General features: G+C 44.5%; 21 protein-coding genes and 2 tRNA genes. 22 read left to right on the plus strand and 1 reads right to left on the minus strand.

Annotated features, from left to right (window positions below; all coding sequences use genetic code 11):
* Window positions 1–166: 166 nt before the first annotated feature.
* The gene (locus ACP26N_RS04575) at window positions 167–520 is read right to left on the minus strand and encodes an autophagy-related protein 27 (protein ID WP_251138683.1); all 354 of its coding nucleotides are present in this window, start codon (window positions 518–520) and stop codon (window positions 167–169) included.
* A 340-nt stretch (window positions 521–860) separates the two neighbouring features.
* Here ACP26N_RS04575 and ACP26N_RS04580 point away from each other — a divergent pair, with 340 nt between their 5' ends.
* From ACP26N_RS04580 to ACP26N_RS04685, 22 genes are all read left to right on the plus strand, one after another.
* Window positions 861–2,501, plus strand: a complete 1,641-nt coding sequence (locus ACP26N_RS04580; protein ID WP_131503168.1) for a Na/Pi cotransporter family protein — start codon at window positions 861–863, stop codon at window positions 2,499–2,501.
* A 119-nt stretch (window positions 2,502–2,620) separates the two neighbouring features.
* Window positions 2,621–2,694 (plus strand) — tRNA-Met (locus tag ACP26N_RS04585).
* Window positions 2,695–2,705: 11 nt separating this feature from the next.
* Window positions 2,706–2,779 (plus strand) — tRNA-Ile (locus ACP26N_RS04590).
* A gap of 129 nt (window positions 2,780–2,908) precedes the next feature.
* Complete coding sequence (locus tag ACP26N_RS04595) at window positions 2,909–4,369, plus strand: alpha-amylase (protein ID WP_131503167.1); 1,461 nt, start codon at window positions 2,909–2,911, stop codon at window positions 4,367–4,369.
* A 93-nt stretch (window positions 4,370–4,462) separates the two neighbouring features.
* Window positions 4,463–5,071: a superoxide dismutase gene (locus ACP26N_RS04600; protein WP_131973194.1), complete on the plus strand. Its 609-nt coding sequence runs from the start codon at window positions 4,463–4,465 to the stop codon at window positions 5,069–5,071.
* Window positions 5,072–5,208: 137 nt separating this feature from the next.
* Window positions 5,209–7,281, plus strand: a complete 2,073-nt coding sequence (locus ACP26N_RS04605) for a peptidoglycan D,D-transpeptidase FtsI family protein (protein ID WP_131503165.1) — start codon at window positions 5,209–5,211, stop codon at window positions 7,279–7,281.
* Window positions 7,282–7,506: 225 nt separating this feature from the next.
* Window positions 7,507–8,451, plus strand: a complete 945-nt coding sequence (locus ACP26N_RS04610; protein ID WP_131503164.1) for a PstS family phosphate ABC transporter substrate-binding protein — start codon at window positions 7,507–7,509, stop codon at window positions 8,449–8,451.
* A 95-nt stretch (window positions 8,452–8,546) separates the two neighbouring features.
* Window positions 8,547–9,488 carry a phosphate ABC transporter permease subunit PstC gene (gene pstC, locus ACP26N_RS04615; protein ID WP_131503163.1) on the plus strand — a complete coding sequence of 314 codons (942 nt, stop codon included), beginning with the start codon at window positions 8,547–8,549 and terminating at the stop codon, window positions 9,486–9,488.
* A 1-nt stretch (window position 9,489) separates the two neighbouring features.
* On the plus strand, window positions 9,490–10,398 hold the full coding sequence (gene pstA, locus ACP26N_RS04620) for a phosphate ABC transporter permease PstA (protein ID WP_426354881.1): 909 nt from the start codon (window positions 9,490–9,492) through the stop codon (window positions 10,396–10,398).
* Window positions 10,399–10,498: 100 nt separating this feature from the next.
* Window positions 10,499–11,275 (plus strand): phosphate ABC transporter ATP-binding protein PstB, encoded by a 777-nt coding sequence (pstB, locus tag ACP26N_RS04625; protein WP_051524104.1) that lies wholly within the window; start codon window positions 10,499–10,501, stop codon window positions 11,273–11,275.
* A gap of 17 nt (window positions 11,276–11,292) precedes the next feature.
* Entirely contained in the window at window positions 11,293–11,955 is a 663-nt protein-coding gene (phoU, locus tag ACP26N_RS04630; protein WP_114596376.1) for a phosphate signaling complex protein PhoU, read from the plus strand.
* A gap of 107 nt (window positions 11,956–12,062) precedes the next feature.
* Window positions 12,063–12,800, plus strand: coding sequence for a DUF4912 domain-containing protein (locus tag ACP26N_RS04635; RefSeq protein ID WP_188005246.1), 738 nt, complete (start codon window positions 12,063–12,065; stop codon window positions 12,798–12,800).
* A gap of 39 nt (window positions 12,801–12,839) precedes the next feature.
* Window positions 12,840–15,023 carry a glycoside hydrolase family 57 protein gene (locus ACP26N_RS04640; RefSeq protein WP_426354882.1) on the plus strand — a complete coding sequence of 728 codons (2,184 nt, stop codon included), beginning with the start codon at window positions 12,840–12,842 and terminating at the stop codon, window positions 15,021–15,023.
* Between the two features lie 104 nt (window positions 15,024–15,127).
* Complete coding sequence (gene rpmG / locus ACP26N_RS04645; RefSeq protein WP_012369771.1) at window positions 15,128–15,277, plus strand: 50S ribosomal protein L33; 150 nt, start codon at window positions 15,128–15,130, stop codon at window positions 15,275–15,277.
* A gap of 61 nt (window positions 15,278–15,338) precedes the next feature.
* Window positions 15,339–15,887 (plus strand): 5-formyltetrahydrofolate cyclo-ligase, encoded by a 549-nt coding sequence (locus ACP26N_RS04650; protein WP_131973191.1) that lies wholly within the window; start codon window positions 15,339–15,341, stop codon window positions 15,885–15,887.
* Window positions 15,878–16,657, plus strand: a complete 780-nt coding sequence (locus ACP26N_RS04655) for a DUF92 domain-containing protein (protein WP_426354884.1) — start codon at window positions 15,878–15,880, stop codon at window positions 16,655–16,657. Before ACP26N_RS04650 ends, ACP26N_RS04655 begins: the two co-directional genes overlap by 10 nt.
* Before the next feature lie 167 nt (window positions 16,658–16,824).
* Window positions 16,825–17,778, plus strand: a complete 954-nt coding sequence (locus ACP26N_RS04660; protein WP_426354886.1) for an L-lactate dehydrogenase — start codon at window positions 16,825–16,827, stop codon at window positions 17,776–17,778.
* A 192-nt stretch (window positions 17,779–17,970) separates the two neighbouring features.
* Window positions 17,971–18,480: a GNAT family N-acetyltransferase gene (locus tag ACP26N_RS04665; RefSeq protein ID WP_114596370.1), complete on the plus strand. Its 510-nt coding sequence runs from the start codon at window positions 17,971–17,973 to the stop codon at window positions 18,478–18,480.
* A 199-nt stretch (window positions 18,481–18,679) separates the two neighbouring features.
* Entirely contained in the window at window positions 18,680–19,717 is a 1,038-nt protein-coding gene (locus ACP26N_RS04670; RefSeq protein WP_426354889.1) for a M42 family metallopeptidase, read from the plus strand.
* Entirely contained in the window at window positions 19,701–19,898 is a 198-nt protein-coding gene (locus ACP26N_RS04675; protein ID WP_131503155.1) for a YqgQ family protein, read from the plus strand. Before ACP26N_RS04670 ends, ACP26N_RS04675 begins: the two co-directional genes overlap by 17 nt.
* Window positions 19,899–19,975: 77 nt before the next feature.
* Entirely contained in the window at window positions 19,976–20,932 is a 957-nt protein-coding gene (locus tag ACP26N_RS04680; protein WP_131503154.1) for an ROK family glucokinase, read from the plus strand.
* Between the two features lie 221 nt (window positions 20,933–21,153).
* Window positions 21,154–23,079 carry an LTA synthase family protein gene (locus ACP26N_RS04685; protein ID WP_131503153.1) on the plus strand — a complete coding sequence of 642 codons (1,926 nt, stop codon included), beginning with the start codon at window positions 21,154–21,156 and terminating at the stop codon, window positions 23,077–23,079.
* Window positions 23,080–23,149: the final 70 nt, after the last annotated feature.

Here is a 23,149-nt window from a genome sequence, read left to right on the forward strand (position 1 = left end):
ACGCCAGATTGTTTATGACTACTTGTACTATCATATCGAACTATTCCCTAAAAATCGAGAAACAAGAACGAAAATTGAACATTTACAATTGTTTAACACGAATAAGGGAAAGTCAATCCGTCGTCGGACGGACGTTTTTTCCTTAAATGCAAGGATACATCTAATTTCAAGAAGACGGGCGGGACGTTTTTTTCTTCAGGCGAACAAGCAGGAGTGGTGTCAGCGAATAAATGACATGACCGATTATAATGAATGTCACTCCTGAAGTCTGATATCCGAATTGGTACAGGAAAACACCAATCGGGAAGGTCCAGACGTTTGCGGCGACGGTATAAGGAAACACTTGGCGAAACGCCCAGGGTCTTGGCAAAATCCACTGAATGAACCATCGATTCAGATAAGAGACGAATAAGAGATATAACAAGATGGCAATCGCAATGAAGATGAAATGCAGGGTGAACCAAATGATAAACGGAATCGACTGTTTCAGAAAAATGCTATCAATAATTGTCGACCACAAGGAAATCCATGCTAATCCACAAAAATAAAGGGAGACATCGGCAAGTCGAGTCTTTAAAAATCCACGGTTTGGAATTAAGGTAGTTTGTAAGTAATTAAGCAGTTGACTTAAAAAATGCAATGAAATCACTCTTTCTTCTGTTTTATAACAAGATTTAAATTTTTGAAAAACCTTTTGTTTAAAGGGGTATTCTGTATTGGTACAGATTAATAAAACCTTAACAATTGAATATGTGAAAATCTATTTACAAGTTCACCAGACCTTTAAATAATAGGGGAGGTTGAAACAATGAATTCTTAACAACAAATCAATTCCACTTTTTATATGAGGAGATGACAAGATGAACTATGATTTACAGGAAATGATCTTCACCTTTATCGGTGGACTGGGTATTTTCCTATTCGGTATTAAGTATATGGGAGATGGTCTGCAAAAAACAGCGGGAGACCGTCTACGGTACATTTTAGATAAATATACCTCCAATCCGTTTCTCGGAATTTTGGCCGGTATCGTCGTTACGGTCTTGATTCAGTCGTCATCGGGAACGACCGTCATCGTCGTTGGTCTGGTCAGTGCCGGTTTGATGAACTTACGTCAAGCAATCGGTGTTGTCATGGGGGCAAACATCGGAACGACGATTACGGCCTTCATCATCGGCTTTAACGTTAAGGAAGCTGCACTTCCGGCGATTGCGCTGGGAGCGTTCCTGATTTTCTTCTTCAATAAAGAACGGATTCAATACATCGGTCAAATTTTCTTCGGGTTTGGAGCGCTCTTCTATGGGTTGACGCTCATGGGAGACGGAATGGCACCGCTTGAATCAAGCGAATGGTTCCGAGAACTGACAGTATCGATGTCAGATAGTCCTTTGCTGGGTGTATTTGTTGGAACCATTTTCACAATGTTAGTTCAATCCTCATCTGCGACAATCGGGATTTTGCAAGAATTATATGATGGCGGAATGATCGATATTAAGGCTGCGCTACCCGTCTTGTTCGGTGATAATATCGGAACAACGATTACGGCTGTTCTCGCGGCTCTCGGCGCTTCGATTGCGGCAAAACGGACAGCTGCGGCGCACGTCATCTTTAATATCGTCGGAACGATTTTGTTCTTGATTGCCTTACCTGTATTCTCGAGTTTCATCACCTGGATTACAGGAGCGCTTGATCTTGAACCGAAAATGCAAATTGCTTTTGCTCATGGTACATTTAATGTCGTCAACACGTTGATTCAATGCTGGTTCATCGCGCAAATCGCATGGCTTGTTCAAAAAGTCGTGCCGGGAACGGATACGACCGTCGATTCGAAACCACGCCACTTGGATCAAAACATCTTAAACCAGTCGTCGTCACTCGCATTGAATCAAGCAAAACTTGAAGTGTTACGAATGGGTGAATTCTCAAAAGAAGGGCTTGGGAAAGCGCACCGTTATACGCAATCACATGATAAAAAAGACGTCTCGGACGCCGGACAGATCGAATATGCAATTAACCATTTGAACACTGAAGTCACAAGTTATCTTGTTAAGGTCGCGGCACATGATTTATCCGAACGGGAATCAAACGATCACTCACTTCTCATGCACGCCGTCAACGATTTTGAACGGATTGGTGATCACGTCGAAAATGTCATCGAACTGGTTGACTTCCAAATCGTCAATCGGATTACGTTTACCGATAAGGCTAAAAAAGAATTGGATGAAATGTACATCTTGACGCAAAAAATCGTCGAAACAGCCATTAAAGCCGTTGAACTCGATGATGTTTCACTGGCACGTCAAGTGCTTGAGTTAGAAGGGAAACTGGATTCCCTTGAACGTTCATTCCGCAAACACCATGTCTTGCGTGTTAATGCAGGGGAGTGTACCGGTCAGGCCGGAATGATCTTCGTGGATCTGCTGTCGAACCTGGAACGGATCGGTGACCACGCCGTCAATATTACGGACCTGGTACTCGAGCAACGTTCAGGAACAGCCTGAATAGGTGAATGAAGCAAGAGGAATTTCTGAAAAGAAATTCCTCTTTGTTTTTGTGAGATAGTTTATTGACATTCGAGTTTGATTTTAGTAACCTTATATTAGTTGTTTCAAACCATCATGGCGGTGTAGCTCAGCTGGCTAGAGCGTACGGTTCATACCCGTGAGGTCGTGGGTTCGACTCCCTCCGCCGCTACTATTACTTAAGGACCCTTAGCTCAGCTGGTTAGAGCTGACGGCTCATAACCGTCCGGTCGCAGGTTCGAGTCCTGCAGGGTCCATTTTAGAACGCACACTCTTTTTTAAGAGTGTGCGTTTATTTTTGGTTGCTTGGGGAATATTAAAGATATTGTAATAATGTTCATACAATACTATTCATACTATGGCAATTTAAGGGAGAGCGAAGAGAGATGGAACGTAACCATACAATGATGCAGTTTTTTGAGTGGCATGTAGAAAATGATGGGAAGCATTGGCAGCGCTTAAAAGAGAGAGCGCCGGAACTGCGTGCTGCAGGCATCACATCTGTTTGGATTCCGCCAGCGTCAAAGGGACAATCAGATGAAGACACAGGGTATGGCATTTACGATGTCTATGATTTAGGAGAGTTTGATCAAAAAGGGACGGTCCGCACGAAGTACGGGACAAAAGACGAGCTAATCGAAGCCATTCAAGTCGCACACGAAAATGATATCGCGATTTATGCCGATGTCGTCATGAACCATAAAGCAGCAGCAGATGAACTCGAGACGATTAAAGTCGTTGAGGTCCATCCGGAAGACCGTTCGCAAGAAATTTCAGAAGAATTTGAAATTGATGCCTGGACGAAGTTTACGTTCCCCGGTCGAAACGGTAAATATTCGGATTTCATCTGGACACATGAATTTTTCAACGGTACGGATTTTGATGCCCGGGAAGAGAAAACGGGTGTCTTTAAGATTTCCGGTAAAAATAAAGACTGGAACGATCAAGTAGACAATGAATTCGGAAACTATGACTATTTGATGTTCGCTAACATTGATTACAACCATCCTGAAGTGCGTGAAGAGATGATTAACTGGGGAAACTGGTTTAAAGAGACAATCAATTGCCAAGGTTTCCGTTTGGACGCCATCAAACATATCAACTACGAATTCGTCAACGAGTTCGCAAAATCGATGATCGGAGATAATCCGGACGGTTTCTATATGGTCGGTGAGTTCTGGAAATCGGATTTAGATGATTGCCGTCAATTTTTAGACAGTGTTGATTATACAATCGATTTATTTGATGTGCCGCTCCATTATAAATTCCATGAAGCGTCGCAACAGGGACAAGAATTTGATTTAACGACATTATTTGCGGATACACTGGTTGAATCCCACCCGACGAACGCGGTGACATTCGTTGATAATCATGACTCGCAACCAGGTGAATCGCTCGAGTCGTGGATTGATGACTGGTTCAAACAACATGCCTATGCATCGGTACTCCTTCGTAAAGATGGTTATCCATGTGTCTTCTACGGTGATTATTATGGTATCCAAGGACCTCACCCGGTCGAAGGCAAAAAAGAAATGATCAATGCTTTACTGTATGCCCGTTACCATAAAGCATATGGCGAACAAGAAGATTACCTTGACGATCCACATTGTATCGGTTGGGTCCGTCGTGGTGTCGAAGAATTCCCGAACTCGGGATGCGCTGTTTTACTTTCGAATGCGGACATGTGCGAAAAACGAATGTTCGTCGGTGAGACGCGTGCCGGAGAAGAGTGGTTTGATTATACGAACCACCAAGAAGAACCGGTTGTGATCGATGAAGAGGGCTTCGGCGTTTTCCCGGTTCCAGGCGGCGGTGTCTCTGTATTTGCTCCGCGTGACGAACAGTAATTTTCGAGGGTCATTGCTTGCGCCTGACCAACTATTTTTGCTAGTCTTAAAGAGTACTTAAATTCCGAAAATAGGATAAAGGGGGACATGAAAATGTCAAAATTTGAATTACCAGAACTCGGCTACGCTTATGATGCGCTAGAGCCACATATCGATGCTCGTACGATGGAGATTCACCACTCTAAACACCACAACACGTATGTCACGAACGTCAATGCAGCACTTGAAGGGTCAGAGCACGAAGGAAAATCACTTGAAGAATTACTTCAAAACCTGGATTCACTTCCTGCAAACATTCAAACAGCTGTCCGTAACAACGGTGGCGGTCATTGGAACCATTCGTTCTTCTGGAAACTCTTGAAAAAGAACGATGGTGCAGCACCAACTGGTGAACTTGCTTCAGCAATCGACGAGTCATTCGGTTCGTTTGATGCGTTCAAAGATGAGTTCGCAAAAGCAGCTACAACACGTTTTGGTTCAGGTTGGGCTTGGCTCATCGTTGACGGCGGGAAATTATCAGTCGTTTCAACACCAAACCAAGACACACCAGTCATGGAAGGGAAAACGCCGATTCTCGGACTTGATGTTTGGGAACATGCGTATTACCTCAACTATCAAAACCGTCGTCCTGATTACATCAACGCCTTCTTTAATGTCGTTGACTGGGATCATGTGGCAAAACTTTACGCTGACGCAAAATAATTAGTATATCAAAACATCGATTTCCATTTCGGGAATCGATGTTTTTTAATGCGGAAAATGATGGGATAGGTTGTTATGGAAAGTTTCCTTCTATATAATGAAACAAGATGACTTTTTGAACGATAGGGGAGTACGCCATGGCGAAACGAATCACGGTGAAGGGAAAACGGCGGAATCATCTGCCACTTCGCCTTAACTTAATGTTTTTTGTAGTATTTTTATTGTTTGCGATTTTAATTTTCCGCTTAGGTGTCGTCCAGATTGTGAATGGTGAAAAGATTTCACGTGAAGTTCAAAAAACGGAAATGATTGCTTCGAAATACGAAGTTCCGCGTGGGAAGATTTATGACCGCGATGGCCGGTTGTTAGTCGATACGATCTCGAAATACTCGATTGTCTATCGTCGTTCCCAGAATACGAAAGTCGACGAACGGATTGAAATCGCTTCGCGTCTTGCGGCAATCATCAATCTTCCGAAAGACGATTGGAAAGTCACGGAACGTGACATGAAAGATTACTGGGTAGCTGTCAACAGTGAAGAATCAGATCGACGGTATAAGAAGGCAGTGGAAAAGCGTTATCCAAACGCTGAAGAACAGAACAAATTGTCAATTTCGGAGCAGGATCAAATTCGCCTCGATACGATTACGAAAAAAGATATCGATTTTGATGATAAGACGATGGAAATCATCGCCATCAAACACAACATGGAAGTCGGTTATGCCCTGGACCCGCAGCTCGTTAAATTAGGAGCGAATGCTAAAGAAATGGCGATTATCGATGAAAACCTTGAAGATCTAAAAGGAGTATCGGTTGAGCCGTTTTATGAACGCTCATATCCATATGAAGGAACGTTACGAAATATCTTCGGGAAGTACTCGAAAATTCCTGCAGAACAACAAGCGGAATTCAAGGCAAAAGGATACAGCCTGAACGACCGGGTCGGAACATCATTCCTCGAGCAACAGTATGAAGATCTGTTGCGCGGAAAACCGGCTTACGATGTCTATGAAACGTTTAACGGTGAACCGGTCGGTGAACCGAATCGTGAAGAAGGCGAATCCGGGAAAGATCTCGTCTTGACGGTTGATGCAGAATACAACAAACAAGTTGACCAGATCTTGCAGCAAGCCATCAAGATGGGGCGCGGCATGGGAAGCGGTTATCTTAAAGAAGGATACGCTGTTGTCATGAATCCGAAAACCGGAGAAATTTTGGCAATGTCCGGTCAGAAGCTTGACACTGCGACGAATAAATTCAGTGATGTTGCCATCAATAACGTGTTGACTTCTCTGCAAATCGGTTCAACGATTAAAGGGGCAACAGTTGCGATGGGGCTCGAAGAAGGAGTCATTCGTCAAAACGAGGTCATCAATGATGCGCCGATCACAATTGGTGGGACGAAAAAAGGATCGTACGTCAACATGGGACCGATTACGGACCTGACGGCACTCGAACGTTCGTCAAACGTCTACATGTTTAACATCGCGATGCGGATGGCGAAATACCCGAGTAACGGTGTCGCTGGCGCGAGCGTCGATGCGGCTGCAGCGATCATGCAGAATTATTACAGTCAATTTGGTCTCGGTGTAACAACAGGAATTGATCTTCCGTATGAAGCAAAAGGGGTACAAGGTACACCGGACCGCGTCACGCTCTTGATGGACCGCGTGATTGGTCAATATGATGCCTTTACACCACTTCAAGTTGCGCAGTATGTTTCGACACTCGCGAATGGCGGGTACCGTGTACAACCGCACTTCTTAAAAGAAGTGTTGGCTTCAAACTCGATTGAAGACGAAACGAAGAAAGTTGATTACAGTTTTAAAACAAACTATTTAAACCGGATTGAAGTCAGTCAAGCGAATATTGATCATGTCCGTGAAGGATTCCATCGTGTTGTCAAAGGAGAACGCGGGACTGCGAAAATCATTGCCCAAACCGGCATCGATGCGGCAGCGAAAACAGGAACGGCGCAGGTCAGTGTTTACGGCGAAGACGGAATTGCACTTCGGGATGGAAGTGGACAACCGGTTCGCTCGTTGAACTCGAACTTAGTCGGCTGGGCGCCATACGACAATCCAGAGATGGCATGGGCCGTGTTCCTTCCATATATGGAGCAGGAAACCGTCAACTCGAAAATTGGTCATGATTTAGTGAAGGCATACTTTAATGTGAAAGATGTTCCATGGCAAACTAAGCCAAATTAACTAGTAAAGCGAAGATGAGGAAACTCATCTTCGCTTTTTTTTGTATGGATTGACCTGTTTTTCTAATGAAGTTGAGTTTGTAAACGCAGAAACACACGCCTTTACAATTCTTTTACGTTGGATTCATTTTGGTTTAATAGTTCATCGGTAGTATAAGTCTTGTAAGGAAAACGGATATAAAGTCGTAGCGTTACCAGCGACATACTTCGAGGAGGAAAATTAATCATGTCTTGGATGAAAAAAACAGCTCTTATCACAACGGTAGCGTCAATCGCAGTAGTCGGTGCGGCATGCGGAAATGACAAAGGCGGCTCTTCAAGTTCTTCAGATCTTTCAGGAAAGATCGCAATTGATGGATCTTCAACAGTCTTCCCAATCATGGAAGCAGTCGGTGAAGAGTATTCAATCGAACAACCAGACGTCGATGTCACGGTCGGAGTATCAGGTACAGGCGGCGGATTCAAACGTTTTGTTGTTGGTGAAACAGACCTTTCAAATGCATCACGTGAAATTAAAGAAGAAGAAGCAGCGGAAGCTGAAAAAAATAGTGTGGAATATACGAAATTAGCGCTTGCTTACGACGGATTAACAGTCGCAATCAGCAAAGAGAACACATGGGTCAAAGAAATGACACTCGACCAGTTAGAAAAAATTTGGTTAGACCCGAATGTGAAGACATGGAAAGACGTGGATGCTTCTTATCCAGCAGAACCAATCAAATTCTTCAGCCCGGGTAAAGATTCAGGAACATTTGATTTCTTCTCAGAAAAAGTTCTTGAGAAAAAAGATATGCGTAAAGATGTTCAACTTTCAGAAGATGATAACGTCCTCGTTAAAGGGGTCGAAGGAACAAAAGGTGCGATTGGTTACTTCGGTTATGCCTACTACGCGGAAAACAAAGATAAGTTAAAAGAAGTGCCGCTTGTAGCTGAAGGAAAAGACGCAGTTGATCCGACACCGGAAACAATCAAAGATCTTTCTTATCCGCTTTCACGTGAGATCTACACGTACGTCAACAACAAATCATTAAAAGACAAAAAACAAGTGGCGGACTTCGTTAAATTCACAAATGAAAATGCAGGTGACTTATCAGAAGAAGTCGGTTATATCAAAATGCCGCAAGATCGTTACGATGAAAATACAAAAGCCATTGAAGATGCAATGAAATAACCATCATTACACAAGGACGGCCCGAAAAAAGGGAGATTTCCCTTTTTTGGGGTCCCGTTCTTATGTAGGTATGATGAAGTAGGGAGCGAAGAAGGGTGAATCCATCATCAAACAAATCGGTTCGCGAGCTGATCCAAAAGAACCGACAACAAAAATTCAGTATGAAAAACATCATGGAACGTTTTATGCCGATCGTACTATTTCTCTGTGCGTTCGTTTCAGTCGTTACGACCATCGGCATCATTCTCACGTTAGTTATTGAAACAGAACACTTCTTTGAAGTCGTCTCGTTCAAAGAATTCTTCGGCAGTACAAGCTGGTACCCGCTGAACTCTCAACCGGAGTATGGAATTTGGCCGCTGGTCGTCGGAACCCTTGAAATTACCGTGATTGCGATGCTGGTTGCCGTGCCGATCGGACTCACTTCTGCGATTTATTTAAGTGAGTATGCATCAGAACGCGCCCGTCGTGTTCTCAAACCGATTCTTGAAGTATTAGCCGGCGTTCCGACAATCGTTTTCGGATTTTTCGCCTTAACGTTTGTTACACCGTTACTTGTTAAATTAATTCCGGGTCTTGCGATTTATAATGCGTTAAGTCCGGGGATTGTTGTCGGAATCATGATCATTCCGATGATTGCCTCGATTTCAGAGGATGCAATGAGCTCAGTTCCGAAAAAAATTCGGGACGGCGCATTGGCACTGGGTTCAACACGTCTTGAAGTCGCTTTAAAAGTGGTTGTTCCGGCTGCACTTTCCGGAATCATCGCTTCCATCGTTCTTGGTATGTCACGCGCAATCGGTGAAACAATGATCGTGACGATTGCCGGGGGATCAAACCCTACGGCTGCAGTTAATCCGTTGGAGCCGGTTCAGACGATGACGGCTTATATCGTTCAGGTTGCCCTTGGTGACGCAGGATATGGAACGATTGAATATTACAGTATCTACGCTGTCGGTACGTTGTTGTTCGTCTTTACTCTTTTGATGAACTTACTCGCGAACTGGATCACGCGTCGTTTCAGAGAGGAGTATTAAGATGGCCTTACCAGAAAAACAACCTGTACAAAAAAAAATTATTGATCCTGTTGCTGTGAAAAAATCAATCAGCCAACGTCTTGTCGTCAATAATGTCACGAAAATCATTTTCCTGATCGGACTGTTATTCGGTTTAGTCGTGCTTGGTATTCTTCTGTTTGGCGTCGTTCGCGACGGGGCAGCCTGGTTATCACTCGACTTTCTTCAAAATTCACCTTCACGCCGACCGGATCGTGCCGGGATTTATCCTGCGTTGATGGGCTCAATCTTCTTAATGCTCTTGATTATTCCGATGATTTTCATCCTGGGTGTCGGAGCTGCGATCTATTTAGAAGAGTATGCGAAAAAAGGACGGATGACTTCTTTCATCGAAGTCAACATCTCAAACTTAGCCGGTGTTCCGTCAATCGTTTTCGGATTACTCGGACTTACGTTTTTTGTTCGTAACATGGGCTTCGGATCGACCTTGATTGCCGGAGCACTCACGCTTGCGCTGATGAGTTTACCGGTCGTCATCGTGTCATCGCAAGAAGCGATTCGCGCCGTACCACAGGCAATGCGTCATGCCTCTCTAGCACTGGGTGCTTCGAAATGGCAGACGACATTCAAAGTTGTCTTACCCGCATCCCTTCCAGGGGTCATCACAGGAATCATCCTTGCCGTTTCACGGGCAATTGGAGAAACAGCACCGCTCATCATGGTCGGAGCAGCTATCTTCATCGCACGGGCGCCGGAAGGTATTTTCTCAGAGTTTACGGCCTTACCGATTCAAATCTACAACTGGACAAGCCGTCCGCAAGCTGACTTCCAAGGTCTTGCTGCTGCCGGAATCATCGTCCTGATGGTCATCCTCTTAACGATGAACTCACTTGCGATTTGGATTCGAAACCGTTTTTCAAAACGATACTAATCAACTGGATATAACGAATTACGTTCTGAATCACTAAGGAGGAACACAGATGATGGATACGAAGCTGACGACGAAACCAGCCAAAGAAGGGGTAAAAACAATGAATCAACCAGTAGCTGCGCGACAAAGTGTATACCGTGTAAATGATTTGAACCTATGGTACGGTGATGATCATGCTTTAAAAGATGTCAATCTTGATATTAAACAAAATGAAGTAACGGCAATCATCGGACCGTCAGGATGCGGAAAGTCGACATTCATCAAGACCTTGAACCGAATGGTCGAACTCGTTCCGATCGTACGGACGAATGGTGTCATTGAATACCATGGTCGTAATATCTTCGATAAGGATTATGAAGTCGAAGAATTACGGACATCGGTTGGAATGGTCTTTCAGCAACCAAACCCATTCCCGAAATCGATTTATGATAATATCGCTTATGGACCACGTGTTCATGGGGTGAAGAACAAAAAAATCTTGGATGAAATCGTTGAACGAAGCCTACGCGGAGCAGCGATTTGGGACGAAGTCAAGGACCGTTTGAACGAGAACGCTTACGGACTGTCAGGCGGACAACAACAACGTCTCTGCATCGCCCGTTGCCTGGCAATCGAGCCGGACGTCATCCTGATGGATGAACCGACATCCGCTCTCGACCCAATCTCGACGCTAAAAGTTGAAGAATTGGTACAGGAATTAAAAAAAGATTACTCGATCATCATCGTGACGCATAACATGCAACAAGCAGCACGTGTCTCTGATAAAACAGCTTTCTTCTTGAACGGTGAAGTCGTTGAATTCGATCAGACGGATCGAATTTTCTCAAATCCGAGTGACAAACGGACAGAAGACTATATCTCAGGACGATTCGGATAACGAGGAGGAACTTTTCAATGGCAGCAAATCGGACGATTTTTGGAGAAAACCTGGCAGTACTCGATCAAAAAGTATTTTTGTTAGCCCGGAAGACAATGCAACAGATTGCAACAACAGCGGAAGCACTCGAAAAGTATGACCGTGAGATTGCTCTTAAAGTCATCGAAAATGATAATGAGCTCGATGCACTCGAACTTGAAATCAACGACGATGCGATTTTACTGATCGCGAAACAACAACCGGTCGCGACTGATTTACGACGGTTGGTGACGGCAATGAAGATTGCGACGGATTTAGAGCGGATTGCTGACTACGCGGGAAATATCTCGAAAGCCGTTTTACGTGTCGAGACGTTCCCTTACGTGATTGACATCTCGTTATTAAAAGAAGCATTCGAAACATTACTGGATATGACGGAGACGGCAATCGTCGCGTATCGTGATGGCGATATTGAAAAAGCGAAGGCGCTGTCTGATCTCGATAACATCATTGATGACACGACCTATAAAGCGTTGCGCCAGTATATGCGGCATATGTCCCTGCAACCGGTTGTAGTGGATGAAATCATGCAATTCACAAATATTTGCCGGTATATCGAACGAATGGGCGACCATTTAACGAACGTAGGTGAGCATTTGATTTACATGGCAAAAGGAAAACACTATGATTTAAATAGCTAAGTACAGTAGGCTAGAGGGAAATCCTCAGCCTACTTTTTTTGTAAAGGATTTTGAAACAAGTTTGTAGAATAAGAAAGAAGTGAATAAAGAGAAAGAGGTGATAGGTAATGCTTGAAAAAATCATAAAATTAAAAGAACAAGGACTAACCATTAAACAAATTGCAGAAAAAGTGGAATCGACAGAAGGTAAGGTTAAATATGCCTGGAGTAAATACCGAAAGTCGCTAACGGAAAATAAAACAGTTTCAACGGAATCAGCTGCGGTCACCAAACCTAATAAGAAGAAGGCAGGCGTAACCGTGAGTGCTCCGAAACAAAACGAAATCGTACCGGCATTGACAGCAATCCCTTCATTGGAGCGAGATGCATTTGGAATGGCGACTCATTACGAAGACGACATCATCCATGCGATCGTCCAATCTCCGACATCTGTCTATGTTTACTGGGAATTGTCTGAATTGTCTCGAAAGATGCTTGAGACACATTACCACGCATCATTCGATTCATTCCGAAAAGAAATGCGGATCATTGATGTGACGTTACGTGATTACGAAAAAGGTGAAGCGAATCGTACGTATCAATTTGAATTGCCGGAAATGACGAATACATGGTTTGTCCGTCCGTTGATGCCGAACACTACATACATCATCGAATGGGGTATTCAAACCATCGACGGAGATTTTCTTCCTGTCCTCCGCTCAAAACCAATCGAGACACCACGAGACGAGCCTGTCGTAGATGGACGTTTTGCAGAGGTTGTTGCTCATTGGCAATATGGAGAACTGGAACAACCGGAATGGGTCGAAGTCTTGCGTCCGTATTCCTATTTTGATCGCGTTCGCTGAAGATAACAGATAGAAAGCAGAAGGAGAGGAAGAACAGACATGCGCAAAGGTTATTTTTCATTAGTGTTACATGCCCATTTACCATATATCCGACATCGGGAAGCCCATCGTCTAGAAGAAAGATGGATGTACGAAGCCATCTCCGAAACGTATATTCCATTATTGTGGGAAATCGATCGCTTGGAGCGTCCGCTTGGTTGGACGATCAGTATCTCGCCACCCGTCATTGAGATGTTAGCAGATTCACTCATCCAAGATCGTTACGTGGAGCACCTGGACGATACGTTACGATTGATTGAACAGGAGTTACAACGCGATTTAGGGAACGAGGAACGTGATGCCTTGCTTTTCTATAAAGAACGGTACCACGACTTAAAAGTAACGTTTGAGCATTGGGGCCGGAACTTAAACAGCGCCTTCCGTCATTATAAAGAACAAGGGTATCTTGAGTTGATGACGTGTACCGCGACACACGGATTCAGTCCGCACATGTTGTCGGAACAAGCAGCACGGTCTGAAATCCAAACCGGATTAAACTGTTTCGAACGCCATTACGGCTATCGTCCGACGGGTCTGTGGATGCCGGAATGTGCGTATACGCCAGGTCTTGATAAAATCATGTACGAAGAAGGAATCCGGTATACGTTCGTTGACGAACATTCTATCCTGAATGCGGATCCTGCCCCGAAACACGGGATTGGTGCACCTGTCTATTCGCCGCATGGTGTTGCATTGTTCCCGCGTGATCAAATCATCTCGGGCCGGATTTGGAGTTCGGTCATCGGTTATCCTGGGCATCCGGATTACCGTGAGTTTTACCGCGACCTTGCATATGACCGCGAATGGGATCAAATCGCCGAATTCATGCATCCAGAAGGACTTCGTTACGATACAGGATTAAAACTTCACCGGGTGACGGGCGAGTCGGATCAAAAAGAATATTATGTCCGGGATTGGGCTTGGAAAAGGACAGATGTCCATGCGACTGATTTTGCGGAAGCACTTGCCAACCATTTAGATGAGCAGAGCGCACAAGATTTTCCACCATTCCTCGTGACGGCACCGTTCGATGCTGAGTTATTTGGACATTGGTGGTTCGAAGGGCCGGACTTCCTCGGAAAAACGATGGAACGATTCGAAGATTACGGGATTGAGTCGATTTCTCCGGCGATGTTTTTGGAACGTCACTTCCAGGATATCGAAACGGTTCACATTGCGATGGGAACGTGGGGACGCAAAGGTTATGCGGATGTCTGGATCAATGAACGCAACGATTGGATGATCCGTCACTTGCACCAACTTGAAAAACGTTTGGCAGGCGTCGTTGCCCGGAATCGTCATCAGGATGAATTGACGGTGAAAGCCAAACGTCAGTTGATTCGCGAATATCTGCTTGCCGTCTCGAGTGACTGGCCGTTTATTCTCGATGGACAGACAACGGCACAATATGCAGCGAACCGGTTCCGTGAACATATTAAACGATTTGAAGAAACGGAACGTCGTCTCGATGCGCAGGAGCTGACGCTTGATTGGCTAGAAGAGCGGTATGCAGAATATCCGTTCCTCGCTGATACCGACATTGAACCGGATGTCTTCCTGACTCCGCATGATTATTATGTGGCCGTTCAACGTGAGGTATCGTGGAACAGCGAAGCTATTTTACTTGTGACGACGCAATACGATGATTCAAACCGTCCCGTTGCGGAATATGCGAAACGATTAGCCGCATCAGGTGAAAATGTTTATGTCATTACATCAGGGACAGCCGGTTATCAGCATCAAGACGGTGTGCATGTCTATCAGGTCGAGGTCAATGGTCTACCGCTCGTTCAGACGTATAATCAATTGGCCGGCTTAAATCTGGCAGTCTTGCGTCAAGCACAGGCATTGAATAAAATCGTCGAGTTCCGACTTGTTCATAACTTTAATATGGAGACGGCTTCAGCGTCTCAATCCTTTGCTGAAATGAACGGCTTACCACTTGTCAGCAACGTGTATGACTTGGAAAGCGAACGTTCTCCGTCAGGAACAGGTGGGCTTGTCGTAGCAATCAAGCGACTCGAAGGAGAAGCATTACGTCATTCAGACGTCATTTATCTCGAGCGAGAAGAAGCAAGAAACGGGATCGAACATGATTATCATGTCGCAAAAGAACTGCGTACATTCCAGGTGGACCTTGAAAATCCATACCAGCATGTAATGAATCCAAAAAAGAACGGATGAACAGTTGCAATTCACTTCCTTTCTTGGTACGATACTTGAGTATGCTTAACCTTATGTAAAGCAAAAATACTTGATACATCGAGAGCTAGATAGGAGGGAATCCCATGCGCGTTAAAATTACTTTGGCTTGCACTGAAACTGGTGACCGTACTTATATCACTAAGAAGAACAAGCGTAACAACCCAGAGCGTCTTGAGTTGAAGAAATACAACCCACGTCTCCGTAAGCACACACTTCACCGTGAAGTAAAATAATTGAGATGGAAGCCGTCACCTTGTGTGATGGCTTTTTTGTTGAATAAGGGGGATTCGCAAGATGGAAAAACGGGAAATTCGGCGATTTATTACAGATCAGTTAAATCAGTTAGAGCATCGTGAACAAAAAGAACAGCAGATTTATGATCATTTGTTTGCTTTACCGGAGTGGAAAAATGCTCAATCCATTGCCATCACACTTTCCTTTCGCAACGAATGTGCGACAGAGCCGATTATTTTGAAGGCCTGGGAACTGGGGAAACAGGTTGTCATTCCGAAAGTCATGCACCAGGAGATGCGATTTTTTGAATACTTACCGAACAGCCCATTGATAGAAACAAAGATGGGCATTCGGGAACCGGATGACCAGGCGGTAGAGAGGTCTTTGAGTGCAGTGGACCTTTGCATCGTTCCGGGACGGGCGTTCACACGTCAAGGCTACCGTGTAGGGTGGGGAGGCGGTTTTTATGATCGGGTATTAGCTGATTATCATGGCCATACGTTAGCGGTTGCGTTTGAGCGTCAACTGGTTTCTGCGTTCGAAGTGGAACCCTTCGATCAACCGGTTCAGCAGATTGTAACCGAGTCTGAGGTCGTTGTATGCCAGTAATCTACGGTATTTTATTTTGTTTTTTCCTCGGCTATATCGGATACCGGCTGCGTTTTCTGACCATCAGCGGCAGTATTTGGACGCTTGTCGTCGGGGCGCTTGTCCTGTCCGGATTCGGTTACCCCGGGCTTCTGATGTTATTGCTTTTTTTCGGCAGTTCCAGTCTGTTGTCGAAACTTGGGAAACGAAGAAAACAGTCGGTGAATCAAATCGTCGAAAAAGACGGACCGCGTGACGGCTGGCAGGTTCTTGCGAACGGAGGGATCGCAGCGTTGGCTTCGATGGGATTTCTCTGGACAGAACACACATCGTTTCTTGTCTTATTTTTGATCGTGCTGGCTGCGTCAAATGCCGACACATGGGCTTCTGAAATTGGTCCTTTGTCAAAAAAAAATCCTTTTCTCTTAACGGGACGGCGTGTACCGGCTGGAACGAGCGGCGCAATTTCAATCCTTGGGACGACCGCAACGATTGTCGGCGCCTTGTTCATAGCGACAGCAGGCGATCTACTGTTCGACTTATCGACGGACATCTGGTTGTTGGTGACGTTAGGCGGCATCATAGGAAGTTTGTTTGATACATTGTTCGGCGGGACGGTCCAGCGGAAATTTCGATGTGTGGTTTGCCTCAAAGAAACAGAAAAACGTCTTCACCACAATCAACCGACTCTTTATGTAAAGGGATGGAAATGGCTTGGGAATGACGGAGTCAACTTTTTGTCGAGTACGTTAGCCGGAATGTTTGGTTTTATTGTGTATCGAATGTGGTAAGTGGAAATGGAAGATGTCGCTTTTCCTTATGTTAGGATATTATTGACACAAATTAGACAAGATGTGAACGGTTTCATAAATACCCAAACTTTGTGAAAGATGTTACAATCTATTTGTGAGATAGTTAACAAACTTTTAAATTACCTTCAGAAGGGTGGATATAAAGGATGGAATTACATGCGAAAGTGACACGTGTAGCGTTAATTGGTGCGGGGGCTGTTGGTTCAAGCTTTGCCTATCAGATGTCGACGGCGGGATTGTGTGAAGAATTGGTGATCATCGATGTGAATAAAGCCAAAGCAGAGGGCGAAGCGATGGATTTAAATCACGGGACACCTTTCAGTTCTTCCCCGATGCGCATCTGGGCAGGGGATTACTCAGACTGTAAGGATGCGGAAGTGATTGTTATCACGGCAGGGGCGCCACAAAAACCGGGCGAAACCCGACTCGATCTTGTTGCTAAAAATGCGTTGATCATGAAAGAAATGATACGCCAAATCATGGAATCTGGTTTTGATGGCATCATCGTCGTTGCATCTAACCCGGTTGACATCATGGCTCATCTGGCATGGAAATATTCCGGTCTTCCAAAATCCCGTGTCTTTGGATCAGGTACGGTTCTTGATACGGCCCGTTTGCGTCAAATGCTCGGTGAATACTTCCATATCGATTCCCGTAATGCGCATGCCTACATTCTTGGAGAGCACGGGGACACGGAATTTGCAGCCTGGAGCAACTCACGGATCTATGGTAAAACGATTGATGAATTGTTAGCGGAAAATGATCGTTACTCTCAAGCGGATCTTGATCAAATTTATATCAATGTCCGGGATGCAGCGTATCACATCATCGAACGAAAAGGGGCGACCTATTATGCGATTGGTCTTGGACTTGTTCGAATCGTCCGGGCGATTCTCGGAAATGAGAACTGTCTCTTAACGGTCGGAGCACATGTCGACGGACAGTATGGGATTTTCGGTATCCATATCGGTGTACCCGCAATCATCAACCGGCAAGGTGTTCGGGAAATCATCGAAGTTTCTTTAACGGAAGAAGAACTTAAAAAATTCCATCACTCAGCAGAAGTGTTGCGTCAAACGATGGAACCTGTTCTCCGTTAATATTGAGCCGACCGCCTAAAGCGAAAAAATCATTCTTTTTCGACAAATCGAAAAGGAGTGATTTTTTTTGTGCTGAAAATTCCGGATTAAACTAGGTTTTATTTTACTAGAAAAAGGTTATGTAAAGGATAGAAGAGTTTCTCATGTCATATTGTCTAATAGTAAAAACGCATAAAGGGGAGAAAGACAGTCATGTATACATTTCGGAAGTTAACGAAAGAAGATGCAGAACAGTATTGGAGTCTTCGACTGGAAGGATTAAAAAATCATCCAGATGCGTTTGGTCATTCGTTTGATGATGAACAACAAACACCAATTAAAGATGTTCAAGAAGGGCTGGAAGGCGATCCGGATTCGGATGAAGTATGGCTCGGAATATTTGACGGTGAAAAGTTATTTGGATTTGGTCAGGTCAAGCCGTACGAATTATCACGCGAGTCGCATAAAGCGATGATTTCTGGTGTGTATGTGTCACCGGATTATCGTGGCGGAACAGGACGTGCTCTAATGGAAGCGTTGATTGAAGAGGCAAAGCAACTTCCTGATGTCGAACAAGTCATCCTGGCAGTGCTTTCCGGCAATGAGGCCGCTCAGAACCTGTATGAATCACTGGGCTTTGAAGTATACGCGGAAGATCCGGACTCCGTTAAACTGGAAGATGGAACATACCGCGATGATATCTGGATGAAAAAATACGTCTAATGGAGGATGAATCAATTCCTTTTTAAAATTGGTTCGAAGGGAAGATTAGACGTATGAAAAGTCGTAGAGTCAATGTAAATTGAATCTACGACTTTTTTTATTCAGCAGGAAGGCAATCGAAGCAGTGAATGAGTACCCGCCTGTTCCATCTTTTGGTATCATATAAAGGGAAAAACATTCGAAAAAAGGAGTGAAACACATGCAGGCAGTTGTTCAGACGATTCGTGACTTAGTGGAGATTCCTAGTCCGACGGGATTCACCGTTCATGCACTTACATATGTAGAAAACCGGTTCAAAGAAGAAGAGATTACATATAAAAAATTAGAAAAAGGGGCTTTGCTTGCCATGTTGCCGGGGCAGTCGTCGCGGATTCGGTTACTGACAGCACATGTCGATACGTTAGGGGCGATGGTGAAGGAAATCTTACCAACCGGTCGTCTCAGTCTATCGCAGCTTGGCGGCTATGCGTGGACAGCTATTGAGGGAGAAAACTGTTTAGTTCATAAAATGGATGGACAAACCGTTTCCGGAACGATTGTCTTCCATCATTCAAGTGTCCACACGTCACGTGTGACGAATACGGAAGAACGGAGTGCGACGAATATCGAGGTCCGACTCGACATCCGTTCGACAACGGCAGAAGAAACAAGGGTTGCCGGAATCGAAGTAGGTGACGTCGTAACGTTTGATCCACGGTTCGTTCATACGGAAACGGGATTCGTAAAATCACGTCACCTTGATGACAAGGCGTCTGTTGCTTTATTGTTGGAGCTCGTCAAGAAATGGAAAACGCTGACGTTACCGCATCCTGTCCACATTCTCATCTCCAATTATGAAGAAGTGGGCTTTGGAGGAAATGCCGGTTTTTCAGAAGATGTCGCGGAATACATCGCAGTCGACATGGGAGCGCTTGGAGAAGGACAACATTCGGATGAGTATACGGTTTCGATTTGTGCAAAAGACGGTTCCGGTCCGTATGATCTTGCGTTACGTCATCAGTTCACACGTTTAGCGCAACAGCATACGATTCCATACAAAGTGGATATCTATCCCTATTACAGTTCGGATGCTTCAGCGGCCGTCCATGCCGGACATGATGTCCGGCACGGATTACTCGGTCCCGGGATTGAATCGAGTCATTCTTACGAACGGACACACGAGACATCCCTTAAAGCCACATACGATTTACTCGATGTATTTGTAAAGGAGCCGATGAACGATGAAAACACTTTATGATGTTCAGCAATTGCTCAAATCATATGGAACGATTGTGTACCTCGGTGACCGGGAATCGGATATTGCGATGATGATGCTTGAACTGGACGAACTTGAGCAGGCCGGTGTGCTGGAAAAAAAACAATATGATTCCGCAAAAGTGATTTTAGCATACGAACTACAACAATCGAGAAAAGCATGAAAAGCTTGTGCAACCCTTTGCACAAGCAGATGAATCGGCTAAAATAAAAGGGAAGAATTTTTTATCATGAGGGAGTTATGACGATGAAGTGGTTACTGGGTGTGGATATCGGTGGAACGACGGTCAAGATGGCGATTCTGGATTTACAAGGAATCATCGTAGAAAAATGGGAAATTGAAACGGTCATCTTAAATGATGGCGGACAAATTCCGGGAGACATCGCCCGTTCTTTCTTTGAAAAATGTCAGCAAAGCAACAAGCGGGTCGAAGACTTTGTCGGCGCTGGAATCGGTGCGCCGGGATTCATCGACTTTAATACGGGTGTCGTCGAAAAAGCGGTCAATATCGGTTGGAACAATTTTGAACTCGTCGGAGAGTTTGAACGTTTAACAGGATTGCCCGCTGTGATTGAGAACGATGCGAATGCAGCGGCGATCGGTGAGATGTGGAAAGGGGCAGGGAGCGGAGCGACAGAGCTGCTTGCCGTCACACTGGGGACAGGTGTTGGTGGTGGTTTAATCACCAACGGACAAATCGTTCACGGAACAGTCGGTATGGCCGGTGAAATCGGTCATATCACGATGTTGCCGGAAGGTGGCGTCATGTGTGGTTGCGGCCGTAAAGGTTGTTTGGAAACAATTGCTTCTGCAACGGGTGTCGCCCGACTGGGTCTTGAAAAACGAAAAGGACAAATTACTTCTTTGAATAATATTAAAGCGGTTACGGCAAAAGATGTATTTGAAGCCTATTCGCAAGGGGATGCGGTAGCGACGGAAGTTGTCGAAGAAGTGACATTCCATCTTGGACTTGCTATTTCGAATTTGGCAAACAGTTTTAATCCTGAGATCATTGTCATCGGCGGTGGTGTTTCAAAAGCCGGCGATGCGTTGATGACTCCTTTAAAGGAATCGTTCGAACGATTTGCTTTACCTCGTGTCTTTGGATCAACGACCTTCAAAATCGCGGAACTCGGTAACGATGCCGGGGTCATTGGCTGCGCTTGGCTAGCCAAACAAATGTTTTTAAAAAAGTAATCATATGATTTATTTTTAAGAAGATTCGAGAAATCGAATCTTTTTTTGTTTACATACGTAATAAAAGTATGTGATTGTAAAGTATCGACCGGATTCCGGTTGCATTTTTGTAAAAGTAAGCGTAAAATTTTCACGTGATACGGGTATAAATAGAATATGACATGTAAGACGTGTAAAAGTTCGATTAAAAAGGACACACGTATATTAGGAGGCAGGTTTTTATGCAGCAAGACTCAAGCATCTGGTCGCGTATGCGGCTAAAGGTGGGTCAAGGTGTGCGCAGCACGTATAAGGAGCACAAGCTCTTTTGGATTGCGACACTTCTGATTTGGTTAAAAACATATTTAGCGTATACGCTCTTTTTCAATGTGCCGGTCACCAATTCGGCACAGGCATTCATCTTACTGATTAACCCAATCAGTTCGGCACTGTTTATGTTTGGATTCAGTTTCTTCTTCCGTGGGAACGTTCAAAAATGGTTCATCTACGGGACCCTTGTCGTGGCGACATTCGTCCTGTATGCGGATATCATTTTCTTCCGTTTCTTTAATGATTACCTGACATTACCGGTTCTGTTCCAAACATCGAATGCAGAGACGGTTTCAGCGTCGCTCGGTTCATTGTTATCATGGGCGGATCTTCTGATTGTCGGGGACTTATTGATTCTTCCGTTTTTCTTACGGAAAATGGATATGTCGAAAAATATCGCGTCGCGTGGACGTGCGATTCTCGCTTTCGTTGCAGCGACAGCCGTTTTCCTAGGCAACCTGGCACTTGCGGAAACAGAACGCCCAGAATTACTAACACGTGCGTTTGACCGCGAACTGCTCGTCAAAAATATCGGAACGTTTAACTTCCATATGTACGATGCGTTGATTCAATCGAAAACATCAGCGCAAAAGGCAATGGCCGACAGTTCTGAGCTTTCTGAAGTTCAAAACTTTGCAGATTCAAAGTATGCTACACCAAATCCGGCAATGTTTGGGAAGTACAAAGGGAAAAACGTCATCGTCGTTTCATTTGAGTCGGCTCAATCGTTTGCTGTCGGTTTAAAAGCACCGAATGGGCAGGAAGTCACACCGAACCTTAATAAACTGATCAAAGACTCGCACTATTGGGATAATTTCTATCACAATACAGGACAAGGGAAAACATCGGATGCCGAGTTTATCTTGGAAAACTCGATTTATCCACTTGGTCGCGGATCAGCATTCTTTACAAACGGCGAAAATGAATTCCGTGCCACACCTGAAATGTTAAAAGAAGACGGCTATTATTCAGCTGTATTCCATGCAAACAACAAATCATTCTGGAACCGCGATATCGTGTACAACAGTTTCGGAGTCGATCGTTTCTTCTCGGAAACCGATTACGATTTAGGTAATCCAGAAGATTTAACAGAATGGGGACTACTGGACGACAAGTTTTTTGAGCAATCGTTACCGATGCTAAAAGATCTTCCGCGCCCGTTCTACTCGAAATTCATTACGTTGACGAACCATTATCCGTTCGAAATGCCGAAACCGGAAGATGAGCTCGTGCCACCACTTGAAACGAGTTCGACGACATTAAATCATTATGTTCAAGCACTCGCATACCAAGATATGGCGCTCGGTAAGTTCATCGAAGGATTAAAGAAAGACGGCACATGGGATGATACGATTTTCATGCTGTACGGCGATCATTACGGAATCTCGACGAATCACAATGCTGCGATGGCAGAATTGTTGAAAAAAGATGAGTTAACACCGTATGATGTTGCTCAATTGCAACGTGTACCATTTGTCATCCACTTGCCTGGGCAAGACAAAGGCGTCAAACATGATGATGTTGCAAGTCAAATTGACATCAAGCCGACGTTGTTAAATCTGCTTGGTTACAATTTCAAGGATGAAGTATTGTTCGGAACGGATCTGTTCTCAAAAGAACATAAAGATTATGCGTTGTTCCGAGACGGTTCTGTCGTAACTGATAAGACAGTCTACACACAAGAGACATGTTATGACCGTAAAACCGGTGAAGAAGTCACGGATGAGAAAGACAGCGCAATCTGTAAAGAGTCTGTCAAACAATCTGAGAAAGAACTAGGTTTATCGGATAAAGTCATTTATGGCGATTTGTTGCGTTTCTTACAAACGTCTAAATAATCAAAAAGACGGGAGCGATGTTAAATCGTTCCCGTCTTTTTTGAGAGAGTAGACAAAAAAAGATCAGCTT

The sequence above is a fragment of the Exiguobacterium sp. R-39 genome, assembly GCF_049942815.1.
Classification (GTDB): Bacteria; Bacillota; Bacilli; order Exiguobacteriales; family Exiguobacteriaceae; genus Exiguobacterium_A.

Coding starts and splice junctions, on each gene's coding strand:
- ACP26N_RS04580 (WP_131503168.1), top strand. CDS start 861: ATGAACTATGATTTACAGGAAATGATCTTCACCTTTATCGGTGGACTG.
- ACP26N_RS04595 (WP_131503167.1), top strand. CDS start 2,909: ATGGAACGTAACCATACAATGATGCAGTTTTTTGAGTGGCATGTAGAA.
- ACP26N_RS04600 (WP_131973194.1), top strand. CDS start 4,463: ATGTCAAAATTTGAATTACCAGAACTCGGCTACGCTTATGATGCGCTA.
- ACP26N_RS04605 (WP_131503165.1), top strand. CDS start 5,209: ATGGCGAAACGAATCACGGTGAAGGGAAAACGGCGGAATCATCTGCCA.
- ACP26N_RS04610 (WP_131503164.1), top strand. CDS start 7,507: ATGTCTTGGATGAAAAAAACAGCTCTTATCACAACGGTAGCGTCAATC.
- pstA (WP_426354881.1), top strand. CDS start 9,490: ATGGCCTTACCAGAAAAACAACCTGTACAAAAAAAAATTATTGATCCT.
- pstB (WP_051524104.1), top strand. CDS start 10,499: ATGAATCAACCAGTAGCTGCGCGACAAAGTGTATACCGTGTAAATGAT.
- phoU (WP_114596376.1), top strand. CDS start 11,293: ATGGCAGCAAATCGGACGATTTTTGGAGAAAACCTGGCAGTACTCGAT.
- ACP26N_RS04635 (WP_188005246.1), top strand. CDS start 12,063: ATGCTTGAAAAAATCATAAAATTAAAAGAACAAGGACTAACCATTAAA.
- ACP26N_RS04640 (WP_426354882.1), top strand. CDS start 12,840: ATGCGCAAAGGTTATTTTTCATTAGTGTTACATGCCCATTTACCATAT.
- rpmG (WP_012369771.1), top strand. CDS start 15,128: ATGCGCGTTAAAATTACTTTGGCTTGCACTGAAACTGGTGACCGTACT.
- ACP26N_RS04650 (WP_131973191.1), top strand. CDS start 15,339: ATGGAAAAACGGGAAATTCGGCGATTTATTACAGATCAGTTAAATCAG.
- ACP26N_RS04655 (WP_426354884.1), top strand. CDS start 15,878: ATGCCAGTAATCTACGGTATTTTATTTTGTTTTTTCCTCGGCTATATC.
- ACP26N_RS04660 (WP_426354886.1), top strand. CDS start 16,825: ATGGAATTACATGCGAAAGTGACACGTGTAGCGTTAATTGGTGCGGGG.
- ACP26N_RS04665 (WP_114596370.1), top strand. CDS start 17,971: ATGTATACATTTCGGAAGTTAACGAAAGAAGATGCAGAACAGTATTGG.
- ACP26N_RS04670 (WP_426354889.1), top strand. CDS start 18,680: ATGCAGGCAGTTGTTCAGACGATTCGTGACTTAGTGGAGATTCCTAGT.
- ACP26N_RS04675 (WP_131503155.1), top strand. CDS start 19,701: ATGAAAACACTTTATGATGTTCAGCAATTGCTCAAATCATATGGAACG.
- ACP26N_RS04680 (WP_131503154.1), top strand. CDS start 19,976: ATGACGATGAAGTGGTTACTGGGTGTGGATATCGGTGGAACGACGGTC.
- ACP26N_RS04685 (WP_131503153.1), top strand. CDS start 21,154: ATGCAGCAAGACTCAAGCATCTGGTCGCGTATGCGGCTAAAGGTGGGT.